Source organism: Thermoflexus sp. (assembly GCF_025055495.1).
Taxonomy (GTDB): domain Bacteria; phylum Chloroflexota; class Anaerolineae; order Thermoflexales; family Thermoflexaceae; genus Thermoflexus.
On sequence record NZ_JANWXB010000316.1, the window covers coordinates 1 to 1,970 of the forward strand.

Below are 1,970 nucleotides of genomic sequence, written 5' to 3' on the forward strand. Positions count from 1 at the left end.
AAAGTGTTGAACGTCCATAGGGTGATTAGGATAAGATCGGTGACGATATGGCCTCGGATCGATGGCAGGATGATATCACGAAAGGCCTGCCAGGCGTTCGCCCCAGCTACTGCGGCGGCCTCCAAATAGGATGGCGGGAGAGTCGCTAGGGCGGAGGAGAACAGAAGCATCGAGAAAGCCGTCCCGCGCCATATGTTAAAAACGATGGCTGAGAACAGCGGATGTTCAATCAGCCAGTCAACCCGGCTTAGCCCCAGGGCGGCGAGGACAGCGTTCAGAGTCCCCTGATCCCGATCCAGGTAGGCTACCCACATAAACGCCACCACAACATCCGGGATGATCCAGGCCAGGATCACTAAGGTGTAGACGACCTCCCGCAGCCATCCCCGACGGCGGTGAAAGGCCCAGGCGAGAGCCAAGCCTAACCCCGCCTGGCCGATCAAGGCGGAGCCGATGACGAAGAGGACGGTGTTGCGCAATGCGTTGCCGAAATAACCCCGAATCATCCAGGTTTCGGGATCAAACAGCGCCTGGAAGTTAGCTAAACCAACCCACTGAGGACTTAGGGCAGCTTCTCCCGTGAGAGTCTGATTAGTCAGGCTGATTTGAAGGACCCACAGGGAAGGAAAGACCAAGAAGACCAAAACGAAGCCAAGGGCGGGTAATAAGAACGCCAACCCAATACCCAGCGAGAGGATCGGACGGCGTTGGCTCACACTTCACCCCCTTTGGTCGATCTCCACCCATGAGGTGAAAGAGAAGCCGGCAGGTGGAAAGAACCCCCTGCCGGCCCTATCCCATCCGTCCTGGTTCGGATCAGCGCGACAGCAGATCCAGGACATTCTCCGGGCCAACCAGTTCCGTTACTTCCTTCGCGTATGCATCCATCGCGCGCTCCGGTGTCATCTCCCCGGAGACCACCCGTTCCGTGGCCAGCTGGGCAGCCTGCGAGACCTTGGGGTAAACCGGAAGCATCGGTCGAACAGTGGTCAGCGGCAACAGCTTCACCAGCTCCGTCATCACCGGATCACCCACCACCGGCACATCGTCCCGTGCCCGGATCCGCGGCTCGATCTTCTGAAACTCCATCAACATCTCCTTGCTGAACATGAAGGAAAGGAAGGCCCACGCTTCCTTCGGGTGCTTGGTATTGGGGTTCAGAATAAAGCCGGTGCCGCCCGAAATGGTCACAAAATCCTGGCCTCGATAGCCCTTCCCCGGAGCGATGGCTGGGATCTTGGCCCAGCCTACCACCTCATCCCGATTGGGGATCGCCCACTCGGACTTGGCGGCCGGGTTGACCACCGAGCGCCAGAAAAAGTCGCCCTCCCAGAGCATCGCGATCTTGCCGTCCCGGAACATGGCAAAGGATTGGTTCCGGCCCTCCTTGATCAGCTGAAGGCGCGCATCGCCCAGCTTCTCATCGATATATACCCGCCTATAGAAGTTGAGGGCCTCCCGCATCGCCGGGCTACGCACGATCCACTTGTTCTGATCCCAGTCGTAGATGAACGATCCGGCAGACAGGAGGAGCGGGTAGAATCCCTGCATAGAGGTCGCCTCACCCATATTGGTCCCGGCGTTCACCTGCATGGGGATCACATCCGGAAGGGCCTTCTTGAGCTGACGGGCGGCGGCGAAGATGTCCTCCCAGGAGGTCGGCTGCCAGTTCTCCGGAAGGCCAGCCTTCCTGAAGAGGTCTTTGCGATACCAGATTACCCGGACGTCCGTGCCAGTGGGGATTCCGTAACGCTTCCCCTGATACATCAGCAGGGCCTGAATGGTCTCGGGGATATGCGCCCAGCCCTCCCACTGATTCACTTCGGAGCCGGCGATCTCCTCCAGCGGCTTAATCAACCCGCCGGCCACGAACTCGGCGGTCCAGAACCCATCGAAGGCCATCACGTCGTGGCCCTTGCCGGCCTTGAGATCGAGGGCATACTGGGCCTTCAGCTCTTCGTCCTTGCCCC

The 1,970-nt window shown here is 59.5% G+C and carries 2 protein-coding genes; both read right to left on the reverse strand.

Features of this window, described 5'->3' with window-relative positions:
- On the reverse strand, nucleotides 1-506 hold a 506-nt coding region (locus NZM16_RS10095; RefSeq protein ID WP_295480225.1), incomplete at its 3' end, for a carbohydrate ABC transporter permease.
- 310 nt (nucleotides 507-816) lie between these two features.
- The coding region (locus NZM16_RS10100) for an extracellular solute-binding protein (protein WP_295480227.1) at nucleotides 817-1,970 on the reverse strand (1,154 nt) is incomplete at its 5' end.